Origin of the sequence: Streptomyces sp. OR43 (assembly GCF_008042275.1) — a bacterium.
GTDB lineage: Bacteria > Actinomycetota > Actinomycetes > Streptomycetales > Streptomycetaceae > Streptomyces.
In genome coordinates, this window is the sequence record NZ_RDBK01000022.1 from 332,113 (window position 1) to 355,004 (window position 22,892).

Sequence of the window (22,892 nt, forward strand, 5' to 3'; positions counted from 1 at the left end):
GTATTCTCCGTCCTCACCTCGAGGCCCAGCGAGCGCGAGTTGACCCTCCCCTTACGTCAGGCTTGAGGCTGTGTACCGACGAAAGGGCAGGTGGATGAGCTACTCCGTGGGGCAGGTCTCGGCCTTCGCCGGGGTGACGGTGCGGACATTGCATCACTACGACAAGGCGGGACTGCTCTCGCCCAGTGACCGCAGCCACGCCGGCTACCGGCTCTACAGTGAGGCTGACCTGGTCCGTCTCCAGCAGATCCTCTTCTACCGTGAGCTCGGCTTCCCTCTCGACGAGATCGCCGCGATCTTCAAGGATCCGCAGGTGAACCCCCTGGAGCGGCTGCGGGCCCGGCAGCGGCAGCTGAGTGAGGAGATCGCCAGGCTGCAGCGGCTGGCCGAGGTGGCCGAACGGGCGATAGAGGTCCAGGAGACCGGGGTGTCCCTGACTCCTCAGGAACGCTTCGAGGTCTTCGGTGAGATCACCTTCGACCTGAGCTATGCCACCGAGGCAGAAGTGAAGTGGGCGCACTCGCAGGGACAGCGCGAGGCGATGGCACGCGCGGCTGCTCACACCAAAGAGGATTGGCGCCGGCTCATGGGCGAGGCCGCCGCCTGGCGTACGGAGCTGCTCGCGGTCTTCGACGAGGGGGAGCCGAGCAACGGCGAGCGGGCCATGGACCTCGCCGAGGAGCACCGCTTGCACATCTCACGATGGTTCACCTCCTGCCCGCCCGACATGCACCGGCGCATCGCGGACGACTTCGTCGCCGACCCCCGCGCGTTCGCTCTGGTCATACCGCCGTCGCAGCAACGCCCGGGCCTGGCCGCCTATACGCGCAGGGCGGTTCACGCCAACGCGGCCCGCCACGCAGGTGGCCGCACCGATTTTGAGGAGAACCGATGAGGATCCTGATCGCCGCGGCCGGATCGCGCGGCGACGTCGCGCCCTACACGGGTCTGGGCGCCGAACTGTGCCGGGCCGGATACGACGTTGCGATCGCCACCACAGACACCATCGCACCCCTCGTACGCGACGCAGGGCTGGAATTCCGCCGCCTCCCGGCCGACACACGGGTGCGTGGCGGCGTCACAGGCAAACGTGAACTGATGCGCACCGCTGCCGCCTTCATCACCGAACTGGGTCAGGGCTTCGCCGACGTGATGGACGATGGCACGGACCTGCTCCTGCTGTCGACCACCACAGCCCCGCTTGGCTGGCACCTCACCGAGGCCACGGGCACACCGAGCCTCGGCGTGTACCTCCAGCCCACCGCACCGACCGGCGACTTCCCACCCGTCGTCACAGGCTCCCGCTCACTGGGCCCTCTCGCCAACCGGGCAACCGGACGCTTCGCACTGCGGATGGCCGACCGCGTCTACGAACAGGCTGTCGCAAAGCTGCGCCACCGCCTCCAGCTGCCCCCGACCTTACCTTCCCAGATGCGTCGACGACAGGAACAGGCGAACTGGCCCATCTTGCACGGCTTCAGCACGGCGCTGGTGCCCCGTCCCTCCGACTGGCGCTCTGGCCTGGAGGTCGTGGGCAACTGGTGGCCCCACCACGATGCGACCGAACGGCTGCCTACTGACCTGGAGGACTTCCTGCGTGCCGGACCCCGGCCCGTCCTCATCGGCTTCGGGAGCATGGCGTCCGGCGACGGGGAACGGCTGAGCGAGATCGCTGTGCGAGCCCTGCGCCGCGCCGGGCTGCGCGGCATTCTTCAAGCCGGCAGTGCCGGGCTCGCCGCCGCCGGGGACGACGTGCTCACCATCGGGGACGTACCGCACGCCCTGCTGTTTCCGCGGCTGGCTGCGGTGGTCCACCATGGCGGGGCCGGCACTGCGGCCGCCGCGTTGCGCGCTGGGGTGCCCGCGGTCACCGTACCGGTGACCGCGGACCAGCCGTTCTGGGCGGGGCGACTTGCCGCCCTCGGCGCCGCCACCGACCCAATCCCCTTCCGGTCCCTCACCGCCGAACGGCTCGCCGACTCACTCGGCCAAGTAGTGAAGCGGCAGGCACACAGTCGAGCCGCCGCAGAAGCGGCGCAACACCTGGCGACCGAGGACGGAGCGGGTCAGGCGCTCAAGGCCATCCAGCGGCTGACCGATGGATGACGCCAATCCGTTCCCCGTCCTCGCCACCGCGCTTCTTCAGTCTGGGCACCGATCGGGTGGCGGCTGAGGGCGCGTAACAGGCGAGGCCCCGGGTTGTTGATGAAGCTGTCCGGCGTCTCAACCAAGCAGCGCCGCGGGCCTCGTTGGTCATCGATCCTGCCGCACTCGACGTGCCGCATGCGCTCGTTGAGTGGGTCACCATGCTCATCGACACCCGCGAGGGGGACCGGCGCTGCAGGCGACGCCCGTCTCAACGCGCGATGGTGGCGCTCGTGTACTTACGTGAGCACATCAACGTTGGCGCAGATCGCCGCAGGTTTCGGGATCAGCGAGTCCACCGCCCACGCCTACACCACCGCCGTCACCGACCTGCTCGCCGGGCGCGCACCGGGCCTGCTGAAGACACTGCGTGAAGCCGACCCGGACTGTGTCCTGCTGGAGGCACTCTCGCCGAGTGCGACCGCGTCGGTGACGGGCGGGCGGACTACTCGGCCAAGCACCGCCGGCACGGCGTGAACGTGCAGGTCGTCACCGATCCGGGCGGCCGGCTGCTGTGGCTTTCCCCTACGCTGCCGGGCCGGGCCCATGACCTGACCGCTGCCCACACCCACCGGATCATGCGTATCCGCGAGCGCCGGGGCGTCCCCATCCTGGCCGATCTCTCCTACCAGGGCGCAGTCCGCCGTTGACCTCGGGTGACGAGCAAAGAGAGCGGGCGGTAGCGGCCATCAGCGCTCAGGTGAAGCTTAGTGGTGAACGCCCCGCGAGCGGCCCAGACCCTCACCTCCCGCACCAGCTCCACCAGGCGTGCGTGCAGGCTCTGCCACGCGGTCGTCCTGGTGTTCTGGGACTTCCGCCTGCGCAGCCCGGATCCCCAGTGACCGCCCTCGCTCCTGACCGTCAGAGTGACGGTGATCACGGACACTCTCCGGAGGCTGCTGCGTAGGCTTGCGCAGTCGTCGCGGTGAAGTCCAGGAGGGTCGGCGAAGCTCTCCCGCAACGCCTGACGGCACGTCAGGAAAGTCGGTGATTGGTCAGCATCAGTCCTCGAAAACCCTGCGAAAGCTGACCGGACATGCGACTCGTTGTAAGGTAAGGAAACTGCACTTGACCTGCAAAAACGCAGGCAGGGAGCCTATGTCCAGGAGCGTCTCGATGCTGCGAACAATATTCAAGTCCAAGATCCACCGCGCCACCGTGACCCAGGCCGACCTGCATTACGTCGGGTCCGTCACGGTTGACGCCGCGCTGATGGAAGCCGCTGACCTGCTGCCCGGTGAGCTCGTGCACATCGTCGACATCGACAACGGTGCCCGGCTGGAGACGTACGTCATCGAGGGCGAGCGCGGCTCCGGTGTGATCGGGATCAATGGAGCCGCCGCTCATCTCGTGCACCCCGGTGACCTGGTCATTCTGATCAGCTACGCGCAGGTCGACGACGCCGAGGCGCGCGGGCTGATTCCGCGTATCGTCCATGTCGACGCGGGCAACCGGATCGTCGGGCTCGGAGCCGACGCCTCCGCGCCCGTGCCGGGTTCCGACACCGAGCGCAGTCCGCACGCCGTCCCCGCGGCGCGCTGAAGCGCCTCACGCAGCGAGGGAGCATCCGCCATGGCAGAGCAATCCGGACAGGCCCGTCCCGACATTCGTGACGACCGGGCAGCGGGCAGGCTGCTCGCGTACGTGGACGGCGCGGCCGCCGGCGTCATCGTGTACTTCGTGCTGGACGGGGCGCCCGCGGCGCTCGTCGCCGTGCACACCGTCGTCGAGCAGGGGCACGAGGGGAAGGGCATCGGTGGTGCCCTGGTCAAGGAGTTCTACTCCATGGCCGCCCGCGAGGGCGTACCCGTCGTCCCGCTCTGTCCGTACGCCGCCAAGTGGGCGTCGCGTCACCCGGACGAGGCGCCCGAGGCCCCGGCGGAGCTGGTGGAGCGGGCCAAGGAGGAGCTCGCCGCCCGTCCTGAGCTCTACTGATCCGCCGTTCCACCTGGTGGGCGCCTGCCGGGTGCGGGCAGGCGTGCCGGTAGCGTGACGCGGATGAGCCTCGCACTCCTGCACACCTCCCCGGTCCACGTTCCGGTCTTCGACGCCCTGCGCGACGCCCACCACCCCGGCCTCGTCGTGCGCCACCTCGTGTACGAGGACCTGCTCGACCGGGCGGGTGTGCTGGGGCCGGAGGCGGTGGCGGGGGACGTCGAGGCTCTGGTGAACAGTGCCGTCGCCGACGGGGCCACCGCGGTGCTCTGCACCTGTTCGACGATCGGCGGGGTCGCCGAGACCGTCGGGGCGCGGATCGGCATCCCGGTCCTGCGCATCGACCGGCCGATGGCGGCCGCCGCCGTCCGCGCACGGAGGATCACCGTCCTCGCGGCGCACCACGCCACCCTGGAACCGACCCGCGCGCTGATCGCCGAAGAGGCGGAGCGGGCGGGGCGGCGGGACCTGGAGGTGCGCACCGTACTGGTCGAGGGCGCCTGGGAGCGTTTCGAGGCCGGTGATCACGACGGCTACCTGGGTCTCGTGGCGACGGCGGCCGATGCCGTGACCGACGCCGATGTGATCGTGCTCGCCCAGGTCTCGATGGCGGGCGCGGCCACCCGTTCGGGAACCCGGATCCCGGTTCTGTCCAGCCCCCGTGCCGGGCTGGACGCGGCGGCGCTCGCGACCGTGGGCTGACCACCGGGTGCGCGGAGGGCCGAACGGGTGGGTCCGTGAGCCGTCCGCTGCATCCGCAGCCCGTACGTGTGGACTCGCCGGGCGGGGGCAGCCGCTCCGGGAGACGGTGGAGGAGATCCACCCCGACCGTTCGGAGGCCCGAGATGACCCACCCGTACCCCGATCCGGTTCCGCCGGCGCCCACCCCCGGACCGATTCCGGGGCCGCCCCAGCCGCTGCCGGAGCCGACGCCGGTTCCGCCCGGGCCGGGCCCGACGCCGCCCGTGCCCACGCCGCCGGGCCCGGCTCCGGACCCGATCCCGCAGCCGCCCGCGCCCAACCCCGAGCCGGTGCCGCCGCCCGAGCCGGAGCCTTCACCGGTCGGCTGACCGCCCCCGGAATCGGGCGTGACCGCAGCGCTACTGGGCGCGGTGCTCGGGGCCGTGCCCATCCGGGCACGGCGCCAGTCCAGGCCCGGCGCCCATTAGTGCCCGTTGCCCATCCGTGCCCGGCGCCGATCGAGCGCCGGTGCCGCCCTTCGGTTCAGCGCCCGGCCAGCACCGCGTTGGCCCGTGCCGTGACCTCGGTCAGGACCCGGCCCGCGGCCGCCAGGTCCTCGTCCGGCAGGTCCGCGTAGAGCCGGGCGGTGACCTCGGAGAGGGCGGCCCGGTGGGTGCGGTGCAGCTCGCTGCCCGCGGCCGTCATGGACAGCCGTGCCGGGGCGCCCGGCTCCTCCGCCAGCAGTCCCTGCGCGATCAGGCCGGTCAGGACGGTCTCCACGGCCGTGGCGTCGATCTTCAGTGTGGACGTCATCCGGTCGACGAGCGCCGGGCGCTCGATGCTCCCGCCGCCGTCCGCCGTGGCGTTCAGGGCGACGGACTGGTGGAAGGTGGTGCCCGTGGTGGCCAGCAGGCTTTCGAGAACGGCGCGCGTGGCGTAGTGGGCCTGGCCGATGACCTGGCCGTTGACGGTCGGTGCGGTGGTCATGATGACTCCTCGGTGGAAGGTCCGGTGACTACGGGAACGGGCACGTCGAGCAGGGCCGTCAGTGTCCGCGTGAACGCCTCGGTGTCCGGGCCGTCCAGGCCGCCCAGGGGGGCGAGCAGCCCGTCGACGAGCCGCTGCACGACCTCGACCGCGCGACCGGTGACCGCGAGGCCCTCGGCGGTGAGCGACAGGCGGACGGCTCTGGTGTCGTCCGGGTCGGAGGCCCGTTCGACGAACCCGGCGGCCTCCAGACCGCGGGCCAGTTTCGAGACGTAGAGCGCTTCGAGTCCGGTGTGGTCAGCGAGTGCCCGCTGGCTCGGCCGCAGCCCCGCGTGCTGCATCCCCGACAGAGACCCCAGCAGGGAGTACTGCGCGTGGGTCAGCCCGAGCGGGGCGAGTCCGCGATCGATGGCCACCCGCCACTTCATCGACAGTCGCCAGACCAGGAAGCCGGGGGTCGGACCCGTAGGTGCGTTGCTCATGGCAATACAGTACATGGCTACTATCTCCATGGCTACTAAATCTGCCTGCGTGGCTACTCAAGAGCGAAGAGGGAAACACGGCCTTCAGGCGTCCAGTTCCCGCAGGGCGCCGACGTGCGCAAGCCCGCTCTCCGCGGCGATCGAGTCCAGCGACTGGGCGTCACGCACCGGAGCGAAGCGGACCGCGAGGCCGGACTGCCCCGCGCTCGACGTCGTGGCGAATCCGTACACGGCTGGCCGCGGCAGGCTGTTGTAGGCCCATGGCGTGGAGAAGTAGTACGCGCCGGTGTCGTACAGCACCACGTAGTCGCCCGCCAGCAGTTCGGGCAGCTCGCGGGCCGGTGCGACGACGTCCCCGGCGAAGCAGCACGGACCCGCGATGTCCTGGACGAGCGCCGGACCGGCCTTCGGGAGCCCGTCGGCGTCGAACGCGCCCACCCGCAGCGGCCAGGCGTCATGCATGAAGACGGTCCGGGTGGCGGTCTGCGCGCCCGCGTGGGTGAGCGCGATCCGCCGGCCCCCGGCGTCCTTCGTGTATTCCACGAGCGCGCAGATGAAGCCGTTCTTGGCCATCAGCGAGCGGCCGAACTCGGTGACGAGTCCGTACCGCCCGTCGAACAGTCCCGGCACAGCGCCGCGCAGCGCGGTCGCGTAGGCGGCGAAGGTGGGGCGGACCGTGTCGTCGGCGAAGTTGACGGGCAGACCGCCGCCGATGTCGAGGCAGGTGATCTGCGGGCGGCCGAGCCGGGTGTTGATGTCCTCGGCCAGCCGGTACGTCTCGCCGATGCCCGCCACGATCAGCTCCAGGGAGCAGCCCTGCGAGCCGACGTGGGCATGCAGCCGGCTCAGCCAGGGGCGCGCCGCGAAGGCCTCCATGACGCGCTCGCGCGCGCCGGGATCGCGCAGCGCCACGCCGAACTTGGAGGTGGCCGTGGCCGTACTCGTCGCACCGATGGATCCGCCGCCGACCTGGGGATTGACCCGGAGCCCGATGGCGGACACCGCGTCCGAGGGCCGCAGCGAAGCGATCCGGTCCACCTCGTCGAGGTTGTCGGCGTTGAGCGCCACGCCGAGCGCCAGCGCCCGCCGGATCTCGTCACGCGTCTTGACGGGGGAGTCGAGGACGATCTTCGACGGAGCGAACCCGGCCTCCAGCGCGATCCGCAGTTCACCCGGGCTCGCGACCTCGCAGCCCATGCCGCACTCCGCGAGCAGCCGCAGCACGGGCACGAGCGACGCCGCCTTCGCGGCGAAGGTGTGCAGCACACCGGGCGCCCCCGCGAACGCCTCCTGGAGCGCGGCCACCGACTCCCGTACGCCGTGCGTGTCGACGAATGCGGCGACCGGGCTCGACTCGCCGAGCAGACCGGCTGCCACGGCGTGGCGGACCGCGGCCGCGACACGCGCGGAGGAGGGCGGGGCTGTGGGAGACGATGGAGGGTTCATGGAATCAGGTGCGGTCATGGGGCGCCCCACAGTCTCCGTCCAACCCGACGGCATCGGTGCGGACCGTTGTCACAGCGGCCGGTGGACCGTACGCACCGCCTCCGGCCCGGACGGTGCGACGGACGGCCCCCGTGCGGAGCGGCCGGGTGTGCCGGGGCCGTCCGGATCCGCACACCTCCGCCGGTCAGGCGATGATCGGGACCACGGCCTCCGGCGTCAGCATCCGGAAGGTGAACGACTGGTGGAAGTACAGCCGGATGTCCGTCGCGTCATGGTCCTGGTAGCCGATGGACAGGTCTTCGCCCAGGCACAGTTCGAAGTCGCCGCCCCGGGTGGACAGCAGCACCCCGCCCGCGACGGCCGGCGCCCACAGGATCTGGTCGTCCAGCAGCCGGGCCAGGTGTGTGGAGACGGGATAGCCGTGGTCGGACGTCTCGGTGGCCTCCGTGAACGCGTCCGCGCCCAGCAGCAGCCGGTACGGTCCGTCCACACCGGCCAGACGCAGCCGGGTCAGCGCCTGGCTGACCGTGGCCGGATAGTCGCGCGCATCCGCCGGCAACGGCAGCGCGGTGTGCGAGGAACCGTCCCGCAGACCAGCGATCCCGGCCGCGGCGTATCCGTCGATGATGGCCATGTCCTCGGCGAACGCACAGGTCCGGGCGGCGTCCTTGACGGGCTGCCAGTCACTGTCGTCCGAACCGCGCGCGACATCGTCGACGGCCGCCCGCGTCACGGTGAACGGCACCCGCCACTCGATGACCGGCATCGACGTACGGGCACGGGCGATGACGTCGGGGGTGGGCGGATCGATGTCGCGCAGATGCCCGTCGCCGACCGCCGCCAGCTGCGGGCCCTCCGGCCCGCTGACGTCGACGACGCGGCGGCCGGCCAGATGGCGGCTGAAGGTGCGCCGGGCCTCCTCTTCGATCTGGTCCCAGGCGGCCTGGGTGACAGGAGCGAGTTCGCGATGGAGGTTGTTCATCTCTGGGCGCTTTCTTGCAGGCTGCCGATGCGCAGCGAACCGTCCCGGACCACCGGTGTGACCACGGCCCTCGCCACCGGCGCGGACGCCGGTTCGGGCTGGGGCGCGGCCTCGGCGGAGGCGGGCGACGGCGGAGGGGCGTCGAGGAAGTCGGCGCCGGGGGCGTGGAACAGCGTGCCGGTGACCGCGGTCGAGAAGTCGAGGATGCGGTCGTGGGTGCCGGGCGGGTCACCGAGGAACATGTTGCGCAGCATCCGCTCGGTGATGTCCGGATCGGCGGCGAACCCGATGAAGTACGTACCGAACTCGTCCTGCCCGAAGCTGCCGAACGGCATGTTGGCGCGCAGGATGTCGCGCTCCGTGCCGTCCGGCTCGGTGATGGTGTTCAGCGCGACATGGGAGTCGGCGGGTTTGACGTCGTCGGCGAGCTCGATGTCGGTGAACTTGGTCCGTCCGATCACCCGCTCCTGCTCCTCGGTCGACAGGGCGTTCCACGAGGCCAGGTCGTGCAGGTACTTCTGGACGATGACGTAGCTGCCACCGGCGAAATCCGGGTCCTCGTCCCCGACCAGCGCCGCCGACCGGGCGTCGTCTCCCACCGGGTTCTCGGTTCCGTCGACGAACCCGAGCAGGTCCCGGTGGTCGAGATAGCGGAACCCCTGCGTCTCGTCGACGACCTTCACCGCCCCGCCCAGCCGGTCCAGCAGCTGCGTGGCCCACTCCCAGCACACGTCCATCCGCTCGGCCCGGATGTGGAAGAGCAGATCGCCCGGGGTGGCCGGGGCGTGGTGACGGGCGCCGTGCAACTCCTGGAAGGGGTGCAGCGAGGCCGGCCGCGGACCCGAGAACAACCGGTCCCAGGCATCGGAACCGAACCCGGTCACACATACCAGACCCGCGTCCGGGTAACGGAACCCGATGGAACGGGCGAACGCCGCCAGATCCGGCAGCGCCTCCCGGACGACCGGCTCACCACCGGGCTCGATCGTGGCGACCAGGATCAGGGCGGCGCTGGTCAGTGGCGCGACGACCGGCTGCGACGGGGCCGGTTGCTCGGTGATCTCGGGCATACGGCGGCTCCATGAGCTGGCTCGGCGGTACCACGCGGTGGAACACGGCCCCGGCCTCCGGTGCGGCGGGACAGGCCCCGCTGCCACTTACCCACGTCCCCGGCCCCGCCGCATCCCGGGGCACCCGACCGGGTGACCCCGTGCGCCCGCGGCATCAGGCGATGCCCGGGGCCGGTGACGTACCGCCGGACCGGCCGGGAGGGCGGCGACTTGAGTCTCCCCCCGGGGGAGACGGGAGAGTGGGGCGCATGAACGGCGAAGACGACACGTATCTCTCGATCGGCGAGCTGGCCCGGCGGACCGGGCTCACGGTCAAGGCGGTCCGCGCGTACTCGGACCGCGGGATCGTGCCGCCGGCCGGCCGTACCCCGGCCGGCTACCGCCGCTACGGCCCCGAAGCCGTGGCGCGTCTGCGCCTGGTGCGGACACTGCGCGCGCTGGGACTCACCCTGCCCACCCTTCGCGAGGCCCTGGACCGGGACACTCCGCCGGCCGAGCTCGCCGCAGCACACGCGGAGGCGCTCGCGGTGCGGATCCGGGTGCTGACCGCGCGGCGTGCGGTGCTCATGGCCGCCGCACGCCGCGACGCGACCCCTGAGGAGATGGAGCTCATGCACCGACTGGCCGCACTTTCCGAGGACGAACGGCAGACCCTCACCCGTGAGTTCCTGGACGAGGTCTTCAACGGCCCGGGGACGGGGACGGACCTGGCGGGCGGCGGGAGATCGATGACGCCGTACCTGTCCGACAATCCCGCCGAGGAGGAGACGGAGGCGTGGATCGAACTCGCCGAACTGTGTCAGGACCCCGGTTTCCGCGCCGCCATGCGCCGTACGGTCGCGCATCACGCGGCGGACCGGACCGGGCACACCGCACGAGTTCCCGGGCCCGGCCCGGAGGCGGTCATCCGCGACCACACCGCCCCGGCGCGCGCCGCGGGTATCGAGCCGGACTCCGCGCAGGCCGGCCCCGTCGTCGCCGCGGTCACGGCCGCCTACGCGCGACAGTGCGGCCGGCCGGACGACGCCGCTCTCCGGCAGCGGCTGCTCGCCCGCCTCGACACCGTGAACGATCCGCGAAGGGAGCGCTACCTCCATCTGCTCGCCGTGGTCAACCGCTGGCCGGCACCGGATCCGCTGTCGCCCGAACTGGACTGGTTCTGCGCGGCGTTGCGCGCCCGGACCACCTCCTGATCCGGCGTACGGAAGAGCCGGGCGCCGGCCCGGTGGCAGCCGTCTGCCCCAATCCCGTCATCCCATGGGATTTCCCGTCGCTCCCGCCCGCGATTCTGCGGGAGCCCGGTGGGCAGGCGGCCGTACCGTCGGACACATCGGCGCGACGGCGGGCCCGGACCCGGGCCCGCCGGGCCGCACACCCTCCCGGGAGCAGGGCTCCCGGCCCACCGAAGGACGTGACATGGCAAAGATCCTTTTCGTCGTGACCGGATCCGACCACTGGACCCTCGCCGACGGAACCGTGCACCCGACCGGCTTCTGGGCGGAGGAGGTCATCGCCCCGTACGAGAGGTTCCGGGCAGCCGGACACGAGATCACCGTCGCCACGCCCGGTGGAGTGGTGCCGACAGTGGACCGCGGCAGCCTGGCCCCCGAGTTCAACGACGGCCAGGAGAACGCCGACAAAATGGCGGCCGCCGTCGCCGGCATGGCCGAACTCGGACACCCGCTGAAACTGGAGGACGTGGACCCGGCCGACTACGCGGCGGTCTTCTACCCGGGCGGACACGGCCCGATGGAGGACCTGGCGGTCAACGCCGACTCCGGCCGGCTGCTGACCCGGGCGCTGGACTCGGGGATGCCACTCGGCATCGTATGCCACGCCCCGGCCGCCGTACTCGCCGCCAAGAAGGACGACGGCACCCACGCCTTCTCCGGCTACCGGCTCACCGGATTCACCAACACCGAGGAGAGCCAGGCCGGCTTCGCGGACAAGGCCAAGTGGCTGCTCCAGGACCGGCTCGTGGAGATCGGCACCGACTTCCAGGAAGGCGAGCCGTGGGCCCCGCACGTGGTCGTCGACCGCAACCTGGTCACCGGCCAGAACCCGGCCTCGTCCGGCCCGCTCGCCGACGAACTGCTCAAGCGGATCGGCTGACGGCCTGATCGGGGCGTCACGCCCTGGTGCGTGAGGGCCTTACGCGTCGGGGTGTGCCGGCAGCGCGAGCCAGTCCGGCCAGGAGGTCTCACGCCCGAGGAAGCGCGGCTGCTCGAACGGCCAGTCGGCGGCGATCCACTGCGGCACCAGTGCGTCCAGCGCCCGCTCGACCTCGCTGCCCACCAGTTCGTCCACCACCCACCAGCAGATCTCGCCGTCTGCGCCGGACTTCTCCGGCGGGTCGATGTAGACACAGCCGAGCAGGGCCGTCTCCGCCGCGTCGAACAGCGCGTAGTTGAAGGACTGGTGGGCGGCGATCTCCTGCTCGTGCCGCAACAGGTCCGCCTGGTCGGCCTCGTAGGTCATGGTTGCTGCGGGCCAGCCCCAGGCAGGGCCGAACATGGCCCACAGCCGCTCGCGGGAACCCATCACGGCCGGATAGTCGAGCGGCGTGTCCGCCTCGCGGATCGGCCTCAGATGGTGGTCGCTGCCGGGCAGCGGTATCAGGACGGGGTGGACGAAATCTTCGGGAAGCCAGCGCATGGGGCCCGACCGTAGCACCGCGCGGAGGCCCGTTCCTCCGGGTTTTCCGCGTGCGGACGGGCAGGCCGCTCGTCCGGGCGGGCGCACCGCACCACAGCCCCCGCGAGGGCGTGCACCAGCGTCAACGGCGCGGACCCCGGCCGGCGCCGGTCAGCTCTCGACTTCGCTCTTGTCGTCGCCCCAGAGGGTGTGGAAGGTGCCTTCGCGGTCGGTGCGGTGGTAGGTGTGTGCGCCGAAGTAGTCGCGCTGGCCCTGGGTGAGGGCGGCCGGGAGGCGTGCGGCGCGCAGGGAGTCGTAGTAGGCGAGGGTGGCGGCGAAGGCCGGGGTGGGGACGCCCTCGGTGACAGCGGTGGCGATCACGGTGCGCCAGTCGTCCTGCGCGGCGGCGATCTCCTCGGCGAAGCTCTTGTCGGAGAGGAGGCTCGGCATACCGGGCTGTGCCTCGTACGCGCCGGTGATGCGGTCGAGGAACGCGGCCCGGATGATGCATCCGCCGCGCCAGATGGAGGCGACCTTGCCGAGGTCGATGTTCCAGTCGTACTGCGCGCTGCCGGCCGCGATCTCGTGGAAGCCCTGCGTGTACGCGACGATCTTCGAGGCGTACAGGGCCTGCTCGACCCGGTCGGCGAAGGCCGCCGCCTCGTCCTTGCTCAGGGTGTTTGCCGTGGGGCCGGCGAGGTGGCGTGAGGCGTCGCGGAGGTCGGCGTGGCCGGAGACCGAGCGGGCGAAGACGGCCTCGGCGATGCCGGAGACCGGAACGCCCAGGTCGAGGGCGATCTGGACGGTCCAGCGGCCGGTGCCCTTCTGCTCGGCCCGGTCGAGCACGATGTCCACGAAGGGCTTGCCGGTGGCCGCGTCGACGTGCGAAAGCACTTCCGCGGTGATCTCGATGAGGTAGGAGTCGAGACGACCGGTGTTCCACGTGCGGAAGATGTCCGCGATCTGCGCGGGGGAGTAGCCGGCCACGTCGCGGAGCAACTGGTACGCCTCGCCGATGAGCTGCATGTCCGCGTACTCGATGCCGTTGTGCACCATCTTCACGAAGTGGCCGGCACCGTCGGGCCCGATGTGCGTGGTGCAGGGCGTACCGTCCTTCGCCTTCGCCGCGATCTTCTCCAGCATCGGCCCCAGCGACGCGTACGACTCGGCCGAGCCGCCCGGCATGATGCTGGGCCCGTTCAGCGCGCCCTCCTCGCCTCCGGAGATGCCGGCGCCGACGAAGTGGATCCCGCGTCCGCGCAGCTCCTTCTCGCGGCGCCGGGTGTCCTCGAAGTGCGCGTTGCCGCCGTCGATGATGACGTCGCCCTCGTCCAGCAGCGGGGCGAACTCCTGGATGACCGCGTCCGTCGGCTCACCCGCCTTCACCATGACGACCAGGCGGCGCGGCCGTTCCAGGGCCGCGACGCACTCCGCGGGGGTGCGTGCGGCCACGAAGGCCCCCTCGTCGCCGAACTCCTCGACCAGGGCGTCCGTCCTGGCCGTCGTGCGGTTGTGCACGGCGACCGTGTAGCCATTGCGGGCGAAGTTGCGGGCCAGGTTGCGGCCCATCACCGCGAGTCCGGTGACGCCGATCTGGGCAGTGCCGCTCATCTGTCTGCTCCTGCAATCTGTCGGGAAGGCCGGGGGCCGGTCAAAGGCCGCGAAGCCGGGGCGGGGCGCCGGGTGGCTGCGATGTCCAGTATGGATACGGGGCGGGAGGACGGCCTGTTCAACGGCCCGACGGCACCCGGCCCTCATCGCGCCGGACGGGGGATCGCGGCGCAGGCCCGGCACCACCGCATCCCTCGGCGCAGGCGGCACCGCTTGCGGGGCGCCCGGCGACCTGTCCGGTACTGGATGCCGACCCTGTACAACAACGACCAGGAGGTCCGGCCCGTCGGGCCGCGGACCATCTGCTCCAGGGCGGGAGCCACCGACTGGACGCACGTGGCTATGCTGGAGAGCGCTCTCCCAGGAAATTGCCCGCGTCGTCCCACTCCCCGCTGTCGGCGCGGCGCAAAGGCCCGCGGTGCTCACGGCAATCCGTGGCCACCGCGGGCCGCCGGCTTTCCCGGCCGGGTGGCCGCCTGTGTATATTCCGGAGAAAACCAGGGGGCCAGGCAGTACGGCGATCCAGGGGGTCAGGCAGTACGGCGATGGGGTGGGGATGGTACGCGCGGGGCTCACGACCGACCGCGTCGTCGCGGCGGCCGCCGATCTGGCGGACTCGATCGGCTTCGACAAGGTCACCATTTCCGCGGTGGCCCGCGGCTTCGGCGTCAAGGACGCCAGCCTGTACTCCCACGTCAGGAACCTCCAGGATCTGCGGACCCGGGTCGCGCTGCTGGCGGCGGGTCAGTTCATCGACCGGATCGAGGCCGCCGTGGCCGGCCGGGCCGGCCGGGACGCCCTGATCGCCTTCGCCGACGCCTACCGGTCCTTCGCGCTCGAGTGCCCGGGCCGCTACGAGGCGACGCGGATGCGCGTCGATCCCGCCGTCGTCGCCGCGGCGCCCGCGTACCGCAGGACCATCGCGACCACGTCGTCGATGCTGCGCGCCTATGGTCTGACCGAACCCGATCTCACGGACGCGGTACGGGTGCTGCGCAGCACGTTCCACGGGTTCACCGCCCTTGAGGCGGACGGCGGATTCGCTGCGCCGCGTGCGGTGCAGACGTCGTGGGAGCGCGCTGTCGAGGCGCTGCACTTCCTGCTGGCGAACTGGCCGTCGGCGGTCGGCGGGAGCGCGCGCGAGGAGTGAATTCCGTGGGCGTGAGCATGCTGGCGGCGTAAGGCGGCCGGGTTGTCCGTGACGCCGTCTCACCCGCCGAGAAGGCTCAGCACACGGGGCCAGCCGTCGGCCTGCGCGTGGGCGTTCCCTGCTGCTGTCCCACCGAGATCCATGTACCTGTTCGACACCCGGTTGTTGGCGTACAGGGCCGAAGGGCTGTTGGGGTACCAGCCGATGGCGTGGCCCGCCTTCTTGTAGACCAGGCCCTCGCGCTGCCGGCCCGGGTGCGACTGTTCGTCTCTGATGCTGCGGGCGGCGTCGGCCGACTGCCAGAGCCGGTCGTCATCACCCGCGATCGCCAGAACGCTGCCCTTCACGTTGTCGAGCGGAATCGGGGTGAGGTCGACCGGCTTGTCGTCCCGGGTCCATGCGATGCCGTGGGGGAAGCCCGGCGTGGTGTTCCGGGACGGGGCGTAGAGGACGAGGTCGCCGACGAGGCCGGGGTAGGCGTGGGCGAGAAGCTGTGCTGCCTCCGTCCCCCGCGAGACGCCGATCACGGCGGGCCTGGCGCTCTTTGTTCCGTACTGCCGGTCCAGGAACCGGGCGGCCGTGGCGAAGTACTCCAGCTTGATGTCCTCCAGGCTCTCCGGCCGCCCCGGGCAGCCGAAGTAGCACAGGGCGAGGACGGGATGTCCGTGGGAGGCGAGCAACGCGGCGGCGAGCCGGTTGCCGGTGCCGCCCTCCGAGCCGCCGATGGTCAGGACCGGCGCACGTCGCGGCGTCTGGGACGGCGGGAGGTACAGGGCCCCGTACAGGCCGTCCCTGTCGCCGCTCAGGGCCTGGTAGGTCGTACCTTTGCTCATCCACGTGCGCGTCAGCGAACGCGTCGCTATCCGCTTGCCTCCCGCCTTCACGGCGAGCGTCACCTTGTAGGACGCCTGCTGTTCCGGTGGCTTGGAGGCGAACGTCTCCTTGCCCGCGCTCTTCTGCTGAGGCGTCATGGACCAGAACAGGCCCATGCCGTCCACGCCGCGGTAGGTGCCTGAACGCGATCGTGCGCGGTTCAGGTCCACGGTTCCGCTGTCGTCCGCGGTGACGACGGCCTGGCTGGTCCACGGGGCGCCGCGGTAGTCCGCCGCGCCTGCGGTGAGGGTGACTTCCTCGTTCGGGTGCAGGCCCGAGACCCGGACCCGCACCGCGCCGTCCGCCAGGGATTGCGCTCGGTCCACCTGGATGCGCGCCCCGGTGCTGTGCTCGGGCCCCGACGCACAGGCGCCCGCACCTGACAGGGCCAGGCAGCACGCCATCGCGACTGCGCGTCTCCGCCACGCCCTTGCGCTGCCGTTGACACTCTTCGTACGCATGATGCGCCCCCCTCCACTCGGCGTTGCTGTAGTAGCTGTACAGGGAAACCAATCATGGGAAGGAGGTTCCGCGCCGGGGATCGGGCAACGCTGGTCCAGTTTTCGCGTCCTTGGCCGGACGAAGCGCGCGAAGCACGCACCGCCCGTCCTTGGCCGGACGAAGCGCGCGAAGCACGCACCGCGAGACGCGAAACCTCCGGCGGCGACGGTCGTCCGTCGCGGCCGGAGGCTGCTGAGGTGGCTGGAGTGGCCTCCGTGCGCTCGCGGAGAGGTCAGGCGGCCTTGCGTGGGCGGCCCGCCGCCACTTCGCGGGCCAGCTCGGCGTACCGCCGGCCGCTGCTCTTGACGGTGCGGCGCTGCGTCGCGTAGTCGACGTGGACGAGGCCGAACCGCTTGTCGTAGCCGTAGGCCCACTCGAAGTTGTCCAGCAGGGACCAGGCGAAGTACCCGGCGAGCGGCGCGCCCTTGCGGACGGCGCGGGCGCAGGCGGCGAGGTGCTCCTCCAGGTACTGGGTCCGCTCCGGGTCGTGCACCGAACCGTCGGCGAGGACGACGTCCTGGTACGCGGCGCCGTTCTCGGTGACGTAGAGGCGCTGGACGCCGTACTCCTCGGTCAGGCGCAGGAGGAGCTGTTCCAGGCCCTGCGCGTGGACCTCCCAATCCATGTGGGTGTGGCGGGAGCCGGGCAGGTAGACCTGCTTGGCGTGCGGGACGGGGCCGGCCGCGTCGGCGGTGACGACCTGGCGGAAGTAGTAGTTCACGCCCATCCAGTCGAGCGGCGCCGAGATGAGGTCCATGTCGCCGTCCCGCACGGGGAGTTCGACTCCGTACAGGTCGACCATGTCCTGCGGGTAGCCGCGTCCCAGGATCGGGTCGAGCCACCAGCGGTTGATGTGGCCGTCCCCGCGCACCGCGGCGGCCCGGTCCGCCTCGCGGTCGGTGGCGGCCTCCACCGGGCTGAGGTTGTTGACGATGCCGACGCGGGCGTCCGGGGACGCGGCCCGGATCGCACGCACCGCGAGGCCGTGGCCCAGGTGCAGGTGGTACGAGGCCCGGACGGCGGCGGTCAGATCGGTGAGACCCGGAGCCATCGTGCCTTCGAGGTGTCCGATCCACGCCGAGCACAGCGGCTCGTTGAGCGTCGCCCAGTCCTTGACCCGGTCCCCGAGGCGGTCCACGACGACCGAGGTGTACGCGGCGAAGTGCTCCGCGGTCTCGCGGACCGTCCAGCCGCCCCGGTCCTGGAGCGCCTGCGGCAGGTCCCAGTGGTAGAGCGTGGCGAACGGCGTGATCCCGGCGTCCAGCAGTCCGTCGACGAGGCGGTCGTAGAAGTCGAGTCCGGCTTCGTTGACCGGGCCGTCGCCGCCCGGGACGATCCGTGGCCAGGCGAGCGAGAAGCGGTACGCGCCCGCCCCCACCTCCTTGATCAGGCCGATGTCCTCCGGGACGCGGTGGTAGTGGTCGCAGGCCACGTCCCCGGTATCGCCACCGGCGATCTTGCCCGGGATGTGGGAGAAGGTGTCCCATATCGAGGGCGCGCGGCCGTCCTCGGACACGGCTCCCTCGATCTGGTACGCGGCGGTGGCGACGCCCCAGGTGAAGTCGGCCGGGAGGGCGCTGAGGTCGTTCACGGACTTCCTTTCCGAAGTGGTCACTTGACGGCTCCCGCCGTGAGGCCGGCGACGAGGTAGCGCTGGAGGAGCAGGAACCCGCCGACGATCGGCACGCTGACGACGAGCGAGGCGGCCATGACCTGGTTCCAGTAGACGTCGTTCTGTGTCGCGTAGCCCTGGAGGCCGACGGCGAGCGTGCGGGTGGTGTCGTTGGTCATGACGGAGGCGAAGAGGACCTCGCCCCAGGCCGTCATGAACGCGTACACGGCGACGGCGACGATCCCGGGCACCGCGGCCGGGACGACGACCCGGAACAGGGCGCCGAGCGGTCCGCAGCCGTCGACGAGGGCGGCCTCGTCCAGGTCCCTGGGGATCGAGTCGAAGTACCCGATGAGCATCCAGATGGAGAACGGCAGCGAGAACGTCAGATACGTGAGGATCAGTCCGCCGCGCGAGCCGTAGAGCGCGATCCCGGTGCTGTTCCCGATGTTGACGAAGATGAGGAACAGCGGGAGCAGGAAGAGGATGCCGGGGAACATCTGGGTGGAGAGCACCGTGACGGTGAAGACACGCTTGCCGCGGAACTTGTAGCGGCTCACGGCGTACGCGGAGAACACCGCGATGATCACCGAGAGGACCGTCGCGGCGCCCGCCACCACCAGCGAGTTGACGAAGTACCGGGCGAGCGGGACGGTGTCCCAGATGTCGAGGTAGGGCTTGACGGTCAGCCCGGACGGGATCCAGTGGAACTTCCCCGAGACGTCCTGGAGCGGCTTGAGGGAGCTGCTGATCATCACGTACACGGGCAGCAGCACGAAGGCGGTCAGCAGGGCCAGGATGATGCGGCGGGTCCAGAGGAAGGACGGGGGCGCGGCCATCGGCGACCGGGACCGCGATCTTGATTTCGCCGCTCTCGGCAGTGCGGCCGGCTGGGCATGGCTAGGCATCTGCACCCTTCCTTCCGCGCGAGGTGATGAGCAGGTAGACGGCCGTCACGACCAGCAGGAACAGCAGCAGGAGCACGGACATCGCGGATCCGGTGCCGAAGTTCCAGGTGACGAACGACGACTGGTAGATGTGGATCGAGATGAGGTCGGCGTTTTCCGGGGCCGCTTTGCCGAACAGCACGTACGGGGTGTTGAAGTCGTTGAACGTCCAGAGGAACAGGACGAGCACCAGGACCTGGTTGACCGGGCGCAGCGACGGCAGCGTGATCTTGCGGATCTGCTGCCAGATGCCGGCGCCGTCGATCGCGGAGGCTTCGTACAGCTCGCGCGGGATGTTCTGCAGTCCCGCCATCACGATGAGGAAGGCGAACGGCCAGCCCTTCCACACCGAGACGACGATCAGCGCGTAGATGCTGTTGTCACCGATCAGCCAGAAGGACGGCTGGTCGGTCAGCCCGAGCTGGTCGTGGAGCACGTGGTTGACCAGCCCGTTGTCCCGCTGGAACATGAACGCCCAGGTGATGACGGCCGCGTAGACCGGCAGGGCGTACGGGACGAGGAAGATCGCCCGCAGGAATCCGCGGCCGCGGAAGTTCTCCTGGAGCATGATCGCCGCGGTGACACCGAAGAGCCACGCCAGGCCGACGGCGAAGAACGTGAAGACGCAGGTGACGAAGAACGAGTGGAGCAGCGCCTCGCCGATCGGGGCGTTGAAATCGACCGCGATCCTGTAGTTGTCGAGGCCGGTCCAGGGCGCCGCGCCCCAGTTGCCGATGAAGAACTGGGTGAGCTGGCGGAAGCTCATCACGATCCCGATGACCATCGGGATCACATGGATCAGAAGTTCGAGCAGGACGGCCGGCAGGAGCAGGAGATAGGGCAGTCCGCCCTGGCGGATCCGGCCGGGGATGCGCGGCAGTCTTCTGCGCGCACCCCCGGTGCCCCGGCTCGTCACCCTGTCCGACTTTTCGGTACGGCTGTCGGTGGTCACGGTGGCGGTCATGGAAGGTGCCTTACTGCTGCATCGTCTGCTGGGCCTTTTCGAGGCGCGCCTTGACGGATTCGGTGGTCACGGGGCGTCCGGCTGCGGCGTCGGCCCACAGCTCCTTGACCGCGGTGCCGACGGCCGTCTCGAACTGCGACTCGTTGGGCACCTGCGGCAGCGGGGCCGCGCTCTTGGCGAGCGTGTCGCGCAGGACGGCGAGGTCGGGAGCGGAGAACGCGGCGTCGGCCTGGGCGGTCTTGACCGGAGGGATGGAGCCGTAGGTCTTGTTGAGCAGCTTCTGCTCGGCGTCGCTCGTCATGAACTTCACGAACTTCTTGGCACCGTCGATGTTCTTGGTGTTCTTGAACACCGCCATGTTGATGCCGGCGACCATGGAGTTGACGTTCTTGCCCTGGCCGGGGGTGCCGGACGCGACGGGGACAGGAGCCGCGCCCCAGTCCTCGGGCTTCATGCCCTGGGAGGCGAACGTCGAGGCGGCGGCCTGCCACAGCACCATCGCGGTCTTGCCCTTGGCGAAGTCCGTCAGGGACTGGTTCTGGGCGTACTCGGCGTTGCCCGGCGCGATGATCTTGTCCTTGGCCATGAAGTCGATGTACTGCTTCACGGCGGCGACGGCACCGTCGGAGGTGAACGTCGGCTTTCCGGCGGCGTCGAAGAAGTCCGCGCCGTGCTGTTGGGCCAGGACGAAGGTCTGGTGGATGTTGTTGGAGAGGTTGGACCCCTCCGCGCCCAGGCCCCACTTGCCGTTCTTCGAAAGCTTCTTGCCGTCGGCGACCAGCTCGTCCCAGGTGGCCGGCGGCTTGTCGATGCCCGCCTCGGCGAAGCTCTTCTTGTTGTAGTAGAGGGCGTACGCCAGCGAGTACAGCGGGACCGCGGAGGGGTCCTTGCCCTCCGCGCCGGCCGAGGCGACCGCCGAGTCGACGAAGCGGTCCCGGCCGCCGATCGCGTCGAAGTTCGCCTTGTCCCAGGGCAGCAGGGCTCCCGTCGCCTGGAGCGAGGCCGACCAGGTGTTGCCGATGTTCAGGACGTCCGGACCCTGACCGGACGTGGTGGCCGCGAGGATCCGGTTCAGCAGGTCGGCCCAGGGGACGACCTCCAGCTTGACCTTGATTCCGGTCTGCTCCTCGAACTTCTTCAGCTCGGGGGCCAGGATCTTCTTGTCCGCCTCGATGCTGGGGCCCTGGTTGGAGGCCCAGTACGTGAGGGTCTTGGGCGAATCGTTGCTGCCGCCGCCCGATGACGTACCGCCTCCACAGCCGGTGACTCCGGCGGCGATGGAGATCGCGAGGGTGGCGGCTGCTGCGGCTCTGATGGTGCGCATGCGGGATGGCCCCTTTCCGGGGAGGAAGTCCGCGTTCGGGAACCGAACGACCTTCAGGACTTAATTTATGGCGTGATTTAAGAGGTGAGGGAATGTCGCGTCAAGTCCTGCGGTCGCGGTATGTTGCCGGAAGGGAAGGAGCCACATGGCTGAGCGCAACAGACGGACCGTGCGTGACCTGCGACGGGGCAACCGGGCGAGGGTATTGCAACGGTTGTATTTCGACGGCCCGCTGAGCCGCCAGGAGCTGGGTCCCGCGACGGGGCTGAGTTCAGGTTCCATCAGCAACGTCGTCGCGGAACTCTCCGCCGAGGGCCTCCTGGAGGAGGCGGGCGTCGTCGACTCCGACGGCGGCCGTCCCCGCACCCTGCTGCGCGTCGCCCCCGGCGGCGGCCTCCTCATCGGCATCGACATCGGAGAGACGCGGATCAGGGTCGAGCTCTTCGACCTCGCCCTCACCGAACTCGCCCGCACCGAACGGCTGCTGGCCCAGCACGGCTACGACGTCGACCGCATCGTCGGACACGTCCGCAGCGGGGTCGCCGACGTACTGCGCGACGCGGGCGCCGATCCGGGCCGGCTTCTCGGAATCGGCATCGGCGTCCCCGGCATCATCGAGCGCCACGCGCCGGACGGTGCGGTCGGTGACGTGGGGTCCGTCGTCCACGGTCAGACCATTGACTGGAGCGCCGTCCCGTTCGAGCGGCTGCTCCGCGAAGCCGTCCGGATCCCGTCAGAGGTGCCGTTCTTCATCGACAACGGCGCCAAGACCCTCGGTCAGGCCGAGATGTGGTTCGGCGGCGGACGCGGCGCCGGGGTTTCGGCCGTCGCCCTCATCGGCTCCGGAGTCGGCGCCTGCGTCAACCACGGCGACCTGCTCGGAGAGGCCCGCAGCAGCATGGCCCTCGAATGGGGCCACACCACGGTGCAGTTGCGCGGCCGCCGCTGCCGGTGCGGCTCGATCGGCTGCCTGGAGGCGTACGCGGGCGCCGAGGCCATGCGCGAGCGCTGGCACGAGGCGGGCGGCCCGCTGCCCGCCGACGCCGACGACGAGACCGCGCTCGCCGCGCTGCTCGCCGCCGCCTACCCCGGTGCGGGCGGCGAACCCGACCCCCTGGCCGTCTCCCTGCTCGACGAGACGGCCGAATGCCTCGGGGCGGCCCTGGGCGACCTCATCAACCTCTTCCTGCCCGAGCGCATCCTGCTCGGGGGCTGGGCGGGCCTGCTGATCGGGCCGCATCTGCTGCCCGACATCCGCCGCTACGCGCAGGGATACGCGCTCCGCCACGCCGCGGCCCGCACCACGATCGAGCTGGGCCGCCTCGGCCCCGACGCGGTGACGGTGGGCGCAGCGACACTCCCGCTGTCCGACTTCCTGGCCCGGGGCGGCAGCCGCCCAGCCCCCGAGCAGGATGCGCTCGGGCAGGAAGAGGTTGATGAGGTCGCCCAGGGCCGCCCCGAGGCATTCGGCCGTCTCGTCGAGCAGGGAGACGGCCAGGGGGTCGGGTTCGCCGCCCGCACCGGGGTAGGCGGCGGCGAGCAGCGCGG

The 22,892-nt window shown here is 70.7% G+C and carries 22 protein-coding genes and 2 pseudogenes; 12 read left to right on the top strand and 12 right to left on the bottom strand.

The window, feature by feature from the left end:
* The first annotated feature begins 94 nt into the window (after window positions 1–94).
* The 7 genes and pseudogenes from EAO72_RS11315 (at window position 95) to EAO72_RS11340 (ending at window position 4,782) form a co-directional block, all read left to right on the top strand.
* Window positions 95–895 (top strand): MerR family transcriptional regulator, encoded by an 801-nt coding sequence (locus tag EAO72_RS11315; protein ID WP_148017127.1) that lies wholly within the window; start codon window positions 95–97, stop codon window positions 893–895.
* Window positions 892–2,106 (top strand): glycosyltransferase, encoded by a 1,215-nt coding sequence (locus EAO72_RS11320; RefSeq protein WP_148017128.1) that lies wholly within the window; start codon window positions 892–894, stop codon window positions 2,104–2,106. Before EAO72_RS11315 ends, EAO72_RS11320 begins: the two co-directional genes overlap by 4 nt.
* A 143-nt stretch (window positions 2,107–2,249) precedes the next feature.
* A pseudogene (locus EAO72_RS11325) lies at window positions 2,250–2,783 on the top strand (transposase family protein); the annotation flags it as partial.
* A gap of 75 nt (window positions 2,784–2,858) precedes the next feature.
* Window positions 2,859–2,987, top strand: coding sequence for a hypothetical protein (locus tag EAO72_RS42955; RefSeq protein WP_261991420.1), 129 nt, complete (start codon window positions 2,859–2,861; stop codon window positions 2,985–2,987).
* A gap of 274 nt (window positions 2,988–3,261) precedes the next feature.
* Window positions 3,262–3,687 (top strand): aspartate 1-decarboxylase, encoded by a 426-nt coding sequence (gene panD, locus EAO72_RS11330; protein WP_148017129.1) that lies wholly within the window; start codon window positions 3,262–3,264, stop codon window positions 3,685–3,687.
* 30 nt (window positions 3,688–3,717) lie between these two features.
* Window positions 3,718–4,080 carry a GNAT family N-acetyltransferase gene (locus tag EAO72_RS11335; RefSeq protein WP_148017130.1) on the top strand — a complete coding sequence of 121 codons (363 nt, stop codon included), beginning with the start codon at window positions 3,718–3,720 and terminating at the stop codon, window positions 4,078–4,080.
* A 63-nt stretch (window positions 4,081–4,143) separates the two neighbouring features.
* Entirely contained in the window at window positions 4,144–4,782 is a 639-nt protein-coding gene (locus EAO72_RS11340; protein WP_148017131.1) for an aspartate/glutamate racemase family protein, read from the top strand.
* 522 nt (window positions 4,783–5,304) lie between these two features.
* Here EAO72_RS11340 and EAO72_RS11350 read toward each other — a convergent pair.
* From EAO72_RS11350 to EAO72_RS11370, 5 genes are all read right to left on the bottom strand, one after another.
* A complete protein-coding gene (locus EAO72_RS11350; protein WP_148017133.1) occupies window positions 5,305–5,748 on the bottom strand; it encodes a hypothetical protein in 444 nt (147 codons plus the stop codon).
* On the bottom strand, window positions 5,745–6,230 hold the full coding sequence (locus EAO72_RS11355) for a MarR family winged helix-turn-helix transcriptional regulator (RefSeq protein WP_148017134.1): 486 nt from the start codon (window positions 6,228–6,230) through the stop codon (window positions 5,745–5,747). Before EAO72_RS11355 ends, EAO72_RS11350 begins: the two co-directional genes overlap by 4 nt.
* An 84-nt stretch (window positions 6,231–6,314) precedes the next feature.
* Window positions 6,315–7,694: a type III PLP-dependent enzyme domain-containing protein gene (locus tag EAO72_RS11360; protein ID WP_148017135.1), complete on the bottom strand. Its 1,380-nt coding sequence runs from the start codon at window positions 7,692–7,694 to the stop codon at window positions 6,315–6,317.
* A 166-nt stretch (window positions 7,695–7,860) separates the two neighbouring features.
* Complete coding sequence (locus tag EAO72_RS11365) at window positions 7,861–8,658, bottom strand: family 1 encapsulin nanocompartment shell protein (protein WP_148017136.1); 798 nt, start codon at window positions 8,656–8,658, stop codon at window positions 7,861–7,863.
* Window positions 8,655–9,728, bottom strand: coding sequence for a Dyp-type peroxidase (locus EAO72_RS11370; RefSeq protein ID WP_148017137.1), 1,074 nt, complete (start codon window positions 9,726–9,728; stop codon window positions 8,655–8,657). Before EAO72_RS11370 ends, EAO72_RS11365 begins: the two co-directional genes overlap by 4 nt.
* A gap of 248 nt (window positions 9,729–9,976) precedes the next feature.
* On the opposite strand from EAO72_RS11370, the gene EAO72_RS11375 reads away from it, so the two are divergent.
* Both EAO72_RS11375 and EAO72_RS11380 read left to right on the top strand, forming a co-directional pair.
* Window positions 9,977–10,921: a MerR family transcriptional regulator gene (locus EAO72_RS11375; protein ID WP_148017138.1), complete on the top strand. Its 945-nt coding sequence runs from the start codon at window positions 9,977–9,979 to the stop codon at window positions 10,919–10,921.
* A gap of 223 nt (window positions 10,922–11,144) precedes the next feature.
* Window positions 11,145–11,840, top strand: coding sequence for a type 1 glutamine amidotransferase domain-containing protein (locus EAO72_RS11380; protein ID WP_148017139.1), 696 nt, complete (start codon window positions 11,145–11,147; stop codon window positions 11,838–11,840).
* 39 nt (window positions 11,841–11,879) lie between these two features.
* Here EAO72_RS11380 and EAO72_RS11385 read toward each other — a convergent pair whose 3' ends face one another.
* Together EAO72_RS11385 and gndA are read right to left on the bottom strand one after the other, a co-directional pair.
* The gene (locus EAO72_RS11385; protein ID WP_148017140.1) at window positions 11,880–12,383 is read right to left on the bottom strand and encodes a GNAT family N-acetyltransferase; all 504 of its coding nucleotides are present in this window, start codon (window positions 12,381–12,383) and stop codon (window positions 11,880–11,882) included.
* A 150-nt stretch (window positions 12,384–12,533) separates the two neighbouring features.
* Window positions 12,534–13,973, bottom strand: a complete 1,440-nt coding sequence (gene gndA / locus EAO72_RS11390) for an NADP-dependent phosphogluconate dehydrogenase (RefSeq protein ID WP_148017141.1) — start codon at window positions 13,971–13,973, stop codon at window positions 12,534–12,536.
* Between the two features lie 181 nt (window positions 13,974–14,154).
* On the opposite strand from gndA, the pseudogene EAO72_RS44290 reads away from it, so the two are divergent.
* Both EAO72_RS44290 and EAO72_RS11400 read left to right on the top strand, forming a co-directional pair.
* Window positions 14,155–14,312, top strand: a pseudogene (locus EAO72_RS44290) (DUF1996 domain-containing protein); the annotation flags it as partial.
* A gap of 217 nt (window positions 14,313–14,529) precedes the next feature.
* Window positions 14,530–15,123, top strand: coding sequence for a TetR-like C-terminal domain-containing protein (locus tag EAO72_RS11400; RefSeq protein WP_148017235.1), 594 nt, complete (start codon window positions 14,530–14,532; stop codon window positions 15,121–15,123).
* 59 nt (window positions 15,124–15,182) lie between these two features.
* Here the strand turns inward: EAO72_RS11400 and EAO72_RS11405 are convergent, their stop codons facing one another.
* The 5 genes from EAO72_RS11405 to EAO72_RS11425 all read right to left on the bottom strand — a co-directional run bounded on the left by EAO72_RS11405 (window position 15,183) and on the right by EAO72_RS11425 (window position 21,344).
* On the bottom strand, window positions 15,183–16,457 hold the full coding sequence (locus EAO72_RS11405) for an acyl-CoA thioesterase/bile acid-CoA:amino acid N-acyltransferase family protein (protein ID WP_148017142.1): 1,275 nt from the start codon (window positions 16,455–16,457) through the stop codon (window positions 15,183–15,185).
* Between the two features lie 272 nt (window positions 16,458–16,729).
* Window positions 16,730–18,088, bottom strand: a complete 1,359-nt coding sequence (locus EAO72_RS11410; RefSeq protein ID WP_148017143.1) for a GH1 family beta-glucosidase — start codon at window positions 18,086–18,088, stop codon at window positions 16,730–16,732.
* A 20-nt stretch (window positions 18,089–18,108) separates the two neighbouring features.
* Complete coding sequence (locus EAO72_RS11415; protein WP_148017236.1) at window positions 18,109–18,948, bottom strand: carbohydrate ABC transporter permease; 840 nt, start codon at window positions 18,946–18,948, stop codon at window positions 18,109–18,111.
* 61 nt (window positions 18,949–19,009) lie between these two features.
* Window positions 19,010–20,020, bottom strand: coding sequence for a carbohydrate ABC transporter permease (locus tag EAO72_RS11420; RefSeq protein ID WP_148017144.1), 1,011 nt, complete (start codon window positions 20,018–20,020; stop codon window positions 19,010–19,012).
* A 10-nt stretch (window positions 20,021–20,030) separates the two neighbouring features.
* Window positions 20,031–21,344: an ABC transporter substrate-binding protein gene (locus EAO72_RS11425; RefSeq protein WP_148017145.1), complete on the bottom strand. Its 1,314-nt coding sequence runs from the start codon at window positions 21,342–21,344 to the stop codon at window positions 20,031–20,033.
* Between the two features lie 145 nt (window positions 21,345–21,489).
* On the opposite strand from EAO72_RS11425, the gene EAO72_RS11430 reads away from it, so the two are divergent.
* Window positions 21,490–22,892 (top strand): ROK family transcriptional regulator (locus EAO72_RS11430; protein ID WP_261991422.1); only part of this gene is annotated, 1,403 nt, incomplete at its 3' end.